We start from the raw sequence: 6,214 nt of genomic DNA on the forward strand, positions 1-6,214 counted from the left end.
GCCCGCGCGCTCAGGTCCTGGTGACCACGACCCGGTCGAAGACCTCCGCCAGCACGGTGTCGTCGAGGGTGCCCGCCAGCGGGGCGGCGACCGCGGCGGCCGACCAGGCCACGGCGGTGCGCAGCCGGTCGGGCCAGTCGGCGCCCGCGGTGTGGGCGAGGGCGGCCACGGCGGCGTCGCCCGCGCCCGTGGGGTTGCCCGCGACCCGCGACGGCGGGCGGGCGGTGAAGCTGCCGGCGGGGGTGTGGGCGCGCACGCCGTCGACGCCGAGGGAGACGACGACGGCGGCGGCGCCCAGGTCGGCGAGGGCGGCCGGGTCGTCGGAGCCGACGGCCTCGCGGAGTTCGTCGAGGTTGGGCTTGACCACGTCGGCGCCCGCCGCGGCGGCGGCGAGCAGGGCGGCCCCGCTGGTGTCGACCACGGTGGGCACGCCCGCGCCCGCGGCGCGGCGCACCAGGTCGGCGTAGCCGTCGACCGGGGCGCCCGGGGGCAGGCTGCCGGAGCAGACCAGGACGTCGGCGTGGGCGAGGTGGCGCTGCACGAGCGCGACCAGCCGCTCCCAGTCCACCGGGGACAGCGGCCCGCCCGGTTCGGTGAACAGGGTGGCGTCGCCGCCGTCGTCGACCACGGCGATGGTCATCCTGGTGGGGGCGGCCACCGGCAGCAGCTCGTGCGGTACCCCGGCCTCGGCTAGGTCGGCGCGCAGCGAGTCGCCGAGGATGCCGCCGACCGGGCCCAGCGCCAGCGTGGGCACCCCGCGCTCGTGCAGGACCCGGCTGACGTTGAGGCCCTTGCCGCCCGCCCGCTCGTGCACGGTCCGCACCCGGTGGGTGCGACCGGGCCGCAGGTCCCCCACCCGGTAGCTGACGTCCAGCGCCGGGTTCCCGGTGACTGTGAGGATCACGCGCACTCCCCTTCCCCTCCGGGCGGTCGCGCCGCCCGGGATCTCGACGGTCAGGCCTGTGGTGTGCCCGGTGGCACGGCGGTGGCGGGGACGGCGTCGAGCACGCCGAGCAGCCGGGCGGCTTCCTCGGTGACCGCCGCGCGCGCCGGGTCGAGGTACCTGCGCGGGTCGACCAGCGCGGGGTCGGCGGCCAGCGCGCGCCGGGCGGCGCCGGTGAAGGCGGCGTTGAGGTGTGTGGCGATGTTGACCTTGGTCAGCCCGGTGCGCACCGCCCTGGTCAGGTCGGGGTCGGCGATGCCGGAGGCGCCGTGCAGGACCAGCGGGACCCCGACCGCGGCGCGCAGGGCGGCGATGAGGTCGAAGTCGAGTTCGGCGTCGCGGGTGCGCATGGCGTGCGAGCTGCCCACGGCCACCGCGAGCGCGTCGACGCCGGTGGCCTCGGCGAAGGCGGCGGCCTCGGCCGGGTCGGTGCGGGCGCCGGGGGCGTGCACGCCGTCCTTGCCGCCGACCTCGCCCAGCTCGGCCTCCACCGCCACGCCGCGCTCGTGGCAGCGGCGGACGATCTCGCGGGTGCGGGCCACGTTCTCGGCGTAGGGCGCGGTGGACGCGTCGAACATGACCGATCCGACGCCCAGGCGCAGCCCCTGCTCGACCAGCTCCGCGGACTCGACGTGGTCAAGGTGCACCGCGACCGGCACCGCGGATTCCTCGGCCACCGCCAGCGCGGCACCGAGCAGCGGGGCGAGGGAACCGTGGTAGCGCACGCAGTTCTCGCTGATCTGGAGCACGACCGCGGTCCCGGCGCGCTCGGCGGCGGCGACCAGCGCGTAGGCGTGCTCGAGCTGGATGACGTTGAAGGCGCCGAGCCCGTGCCCGCCGCGGACGGCGGCGGCGAGCAGGTCGGCGGTGCGGGTCAGCGGCACGGCGGCAGCACGACCGAGCGGGTGAGGTGGCGCGGCCGGTCCGGGTCGAGCCCGCGCCGCCGGGCGACCGCGACCGCCAACCGCTGCGCCACGACCAGGTGGGCCATCGGGTCCAGGTCGCTGTCGACCCAGGTGGCGCCGGTGGCGGCGACGTCGTCGGCGAGCCCGGCGGGCGCCGGGCCGAACAGCCAAGTGACCCGGCCGGGTTCGGCGACGCTGATCGGGCCGTGCCGGTACTCCATCGCCGGGTACGCCTCGGTCCACGCGGACGCGGCCTCGCGCAGCTTGAGCGCCGCCTCGTGCGCCAGCCCGACTGTCCAGCCGCGGCCCAGGAAGGTCACCTGGTCGGCGGCCACCAGGTCCCCGAGGTCGACGGTCAGCGCCCGCTCGGCGTCGGCGGCGGCAGCGGTCAGGTCCTCCCCCAGGGAGGCGCGCAGGTACGCCAGGGCGGTGGTGGCGAACCTGGTCTGGACCACGGATTCCTCGTCCGCGTAGTCGAGCAGCACGGTGTTCCCGGTGAGGTCCGGGTTGGCGGTGAGGACGGTCGCCCCGGTGGTGGCGAGCAGGTCCAGCACCTCGGTCGTGGTGCCGGAGCGGGTGATCGCCACGACCCGGTCGTAGTCGCGCCCGGCCGGGAACTCCGAGGCGGCGAAGGCGTCGGTGCGGCCGTGGCCCGCGGCCTCGCGCAGCGCGGCGAACGCCATCGCCATGAACCAGGAGGTGCCGCAGCCGACCACGGCCACCGACTCCCCCGGTTCGGCGACCGGTCGGGCCTCGGCGGCGGCTCGGCGCCAGCACGCGGGCTGGCCTGCGATCTCCTCGGCGACGTGCGACACCGGGCCCCCTGCTCATTGATGCGCGTCAGACGCGCACATCATGCATCTGCGCGCAGTGCGGCGGCAAGGTGCGCCGCCGCCTCGATCTTCGCGGGATCGGCCGGGTCGGCGGTGAGCCAGCTACCGCCGACGCAGCCGACGTTGGGCAGCGCGAGGTAGCCGGGCGCCGACGCGGCGCTGATCCCCCCGGTCGGGCAGAAGCGCAGGCCCGGCAGCGGCCCGGCGATCGACCTCAGGTACGGCACACCACCGGCGGCCTCGGCGGGGAAGAACTTCAGCTCGGTGTACCCGCGCTCGGCCAGCCGCATCGCCTCGGTGACGGTGGCCGCGCCGGGCAGCACCGGCAGCCCGGTGTCGGCGGCGGCGCCCAGGACCAGGTCGGTGCTGCCGGGGGTGACCAGGAAGCCCGCGCCCGCCTCCAGCGCTGCCTTGGCGTGCTCCGGGGCGGTCACCGTGCCCGCGCCGACCAGGGTCTCGGGCACCTCGGCGGCGATGGCGCGGATGGCTTCCAGCGCGGCCGGGGTGCGCAGGGTGACCTCGACGACGCCGATGCCGCCGCGCAGCAGCGCCCGCGCCAGCGGCACCGCGTGCGCCACCTCCTCGATGACCACGACGGGGACGACGGGCGAGACGTCGAGCAGGCTCACGGGCACTCCAGGCGCGATCGGGTCGAGCGGCACGGAAGGGGGGCGGAACTCAGGCGGAGAACTCGAAGTCGTCGGCGGCGGCGTAGGCCGGACCGAAGGCGCTGGCGCCGTGGTCGGCGGGGCCGACCGAGCGGCGCAGCGCGGCGAACAGCTCGCGGCCGGTGCCCGTCCAGGCGGTGTCGTCGGCGTGCGTGTCGACCGGGGTGCGGGCGGCGAGGACGTCCTCGTCGACCAGGAGCTGCAACCGGCCGGTGTTCGCGTCCAGCCGGACGAGGTCGCCGTCGTGCACCAGGGCGATCGGCCCGCCCGCGGCGGCCTCGGGGGTGCAGTGGATCGCGGCCGGGATCTTGCCCGACGCCCCGGACATGCGGCCGTCGGTGACCAGCGCGACCCGGTGGCCGCGGGCCATGACCGCGCTCATCGCCGGGGTGAGGGCGTGCAGCTCGGGCATCCCGTTGGCGCGCGGACCCTGCTGGCGCAGCACGATCACCACGTCCCGGTCGAGTTCGCCCGCCCGGAACGCGGCGTCGACCGCCTCCTGGCTGGTGAACACGGCCGCGGGCGCCTGCACCACCCGGTGCTCCGGGGCCACCGCGGACACCTTGACCACGGCCCGGCCCAGGTTGCCCGCGAGCATCCGCAGGCCGCCGTCGGCGGCGAACGGCTCGGCCACCGGGCGCAGCACCGACGGGTCGCCGGAGGTGGCGAGCCCGGGGCGCCACACCAGCTCGCCGTCGTCGAGCACCGGCTCGTTGCGGTAGCGGTCCAGCCCCGGACCGGCCACGGTGGACACGTCGCCGTGCAGCAGGCCCGCGTCCAGCAGCTCGCCGATGAGGAACTGGACACCGCCCGCGGCGGCGAAGTGGTTGATGTCCGCCGAGCCGTTGGGGTAGACCCTGGCCAGCAGCGGCACCACCGCGGACAGGTCGGAGAAGTCGTCCCAGGTGAGCCGGATGCCCGCGGCGGCGGCGATGGCCACCAGGTGCAGCGTGTGGTTGGTGGACCCGCCGGTGGCCAGCAGCGCCACGACCCCGTTCACCACGGCCTTCTCGTCGACCACCCGGGAGATCGGCGTGTACTCGGTGCCCTGCGCGGTGATCTCCACCGCGCGGCGGGCCGCGGCCTCGGTGAGCGCCTTGCGCAGCGGGGTGCCCGGCGGGACGAAGCTGGCGCCGGGCAGGTGCAGGCCCATCACCTCGACCACGAGCTGGTTGGAGTTCGCGGTGCCGTAGAAGGTGCAGGTGCCCGGCGAGTGGTAGGACGCGGACTCGGCGGCGAGCAGGTCGGCGCGGGTGGCCTGGCCCTCGGCGAACGCCTGCCGAACGCGGGCCTTCTCCGCGTTGGGCAGACCGGAGGCCATCGGACCGGCCGGGACCAGGATCGCGGGCAGGTGCCCGAAGGCGAGGGCGCCGATCAACAGCCCGGGGACGATCTTGTCGCACACGCCGAGCAGCAGCGTGGCGTCGAACATGTCGTGCGCCAAGGCGATGCCGGTGGCCATGGCGATGACCTCGCGGCTGAACAGCGACAGCTCCATCCCCGGGCGGCCCTGGGTGATGCCGTCGCACATGGCGGGCACCCCACCCGCGAACTGGGCCACCCCGCCGTGCGCGCGGACCGCGTCCTTGATCCAGGCGGGGAACTCCTGCAACGGCTGGTGCGCGCTGAGCATGTCGTTGTAGGCGGACACGATCGCCACCCCAGGGGCGCTGACGCCCTTGACCGCGAGCCGGTCGGGGCCGGAACAGGCGGCGAAACCGTGGGCCAGGTTGCTGCACCCGAGACCGGCGCGGGTCGGGTGCGGGGCGACGGCCGAGGCCATGCGGTCCAGGTAGGCCCGCCGGGCGGGGGCGCTGCGCTCGACGATGCGCGCGGTGACCTCGGCGACGACGGTGTTCAGGGGGGCCTGGGGCGGCTGGGGTGGCGTCATCGGCTCGTCATCTCCGGGTCGGTTCCGGTCTTCGGACTGGCTCGGGCGCGGCCGACGGTACCGAGGGCAGGGGTGGGAGTCAAAATCGATTCAGTGACCGGGGTCCCACTTTTCGGTGACGATCAAGTGATCGATCAAGATGCTCGGGTTGGTCCGCTTCGCCGGGGCTACGCCGTGCGCTTCGGCTCAAGGGCCGGTCGTTTGTTGGGCGTGCCCGGGTGGATCTGCTCAGCCGTGCCGTGGTTTAAGGGCCCGGTCGTTTGTTGGGCGTGCCCGGGTGGATCTGCTCAGCCGTGTCGTGGTTTCAAAGCCCGGGATTTTTCGGGGCGTGCCCGGGTGGGTGGATCTGCTTGGGCGGGGCCCCTACCGCGATCATGTGCCTGGTGTGACCGAGTGGGGCGAAAAGAGTGCCCCACTGCCCGGGCAGGCTTGCACATGATCGCTTCCCCCACCCAAGCAGATCCACCCACCCGGGCATGTCCGTAGCCGGGCCGGCGGTTGCGGGGGCGGCTGGGTTTCGCTGCGCCGGAGGGGTTCGCCGTGGCTGGTGGCTGGTGGCTGGCGGTTTGCGGGGGTGGTTGGTTGTCGCTGCTCCGATGGGGTTCCGGTCCGCCGACCCGACCCGGGCTGGGTCGGGTCGGCGGTTGGCGGTTGGTTCTAGCGGTGCCTGCCGCCGTTGCGGGCGGAAGCGGCGGCGGCGCCCGCTCCGAACAGCAGGACCAGGGCGGTGAGGCCCCAGCGGCGCTTCTTCTCCGTGGCCTCGCGGGCACGCTGCTGAGGAGTGGGAACCGGCTCGCGGACCCGGTCCGGCCTGGACTTCGTGGGGGGGGGGGGGGCGGGGGGGGCGGGCACCGGGGCCGGTGGGGGTGGTGGCGCGGCGGGCGCCGACGGCACCCCCGGCGGCGGGGGTGGGACGACCGGCAAGGGGGCCGGTGGGACGCCCGGGGGCCTGGTTGTCGTCGGGGTGGGTGGGG

At 75.6% G+C, this 6,214-nt stretch carries 5 protein-coding genes and 1 pseudogene; all 6 read right to left on the reverse strand.

Annotated elements, in window-relative coordinates:
- Positions 1-10: 10 nt before the first annotated feature.
- On the reverse strand, positions 11-904 hold the full coding sequence (locus tag DFQ13_RS26190) for a 1-phosphofructokinase family hexose kinase (RefSeq protein WP_035279231.1): 894 nt from the start codon (positions 902-904) through the stop codon (positions 11-13).
- A 50-nt stretch (positions 905-954) separates the two neighbouring features.
- Complete coding sequence (locus DFQ13_RS26195; protein WP_110081705.1) at positions 955-1,827, reverse strand: class II fructose-bisphosphate aldolase; 873 nt, start codon at positions 1,825-1,827, stop codon at positions 955-957.
- The gene (locus tag DFQ13_RS26200) at positions 1,818-2,663 is read right to left on the reverse strand and encodes an SIS domain-containing protein (RefSeq protein ID WP_110081706.1); all 846 of its coding nucleotides are present in this window, start codon (positions 2,661-2,663) and stop codon (positions 1,818-1,820) included. Before DFQ13_RS26200 ends, DFQ13_RS26195 begins: the two co-directional genes overlap by 10 nt.
- Before the next feature lie 38 nt (positions 2,664-2,701).
- Complete coding sequence (gene eda / locus DFQ13_RS26205; protein WP_110081707.1) at positions 2,702-3,310, reverse strand: bifunctional 4-hydroxy-2-oxoglutarate aldolase/2-dehydro-3-deoxy-phosphogluconate aldolase; 609 nt, start codon at positions 3,308-3,310, stop codon at positions 2,702-2,704.
- Positions 3,311-3,359: 49 nt separating this feature from the next.
- Positions 3,360-5,240: a phosphogluconate dehydratase gene (edd, locus tag DFQ13_RS26210; RefSeq protein WP_181400154.1), complete on the reverse strand. Its 1,881-nt coding sequence runs from the start codon at positions 5,238-5,240 to the stop codon at positions 3,360-3,362.
- A 657-nt stretch (positions 5,241-5,897) separates the two neighbouring features.
- Positions 5,898-6,214, reverse strand: a pseudogene (locus DFQ13_RS34550) (DUF6923 family protein); the annotation flags it as partial.

This window comes from Actinokineospora spheciospongiae, from assembly GCF_003182415.1.
Classification (GTDB): Bacteria; Actinomycetota; Actinomycetes; order Mycobacteriales; family Pseudonocardiaceae; genus Actinokineospora; species Actinokineospora spheciospongiae.

Excerpts from the sequence above, each read along its gene's own strand:
- edd (WP_181400154.1), bottom strand. The coding sequence starts at position 5,240 with ATGACGCCACCCCAGCCGCCCCAGGCCCCCCTGAACACCGTCGTCGCC.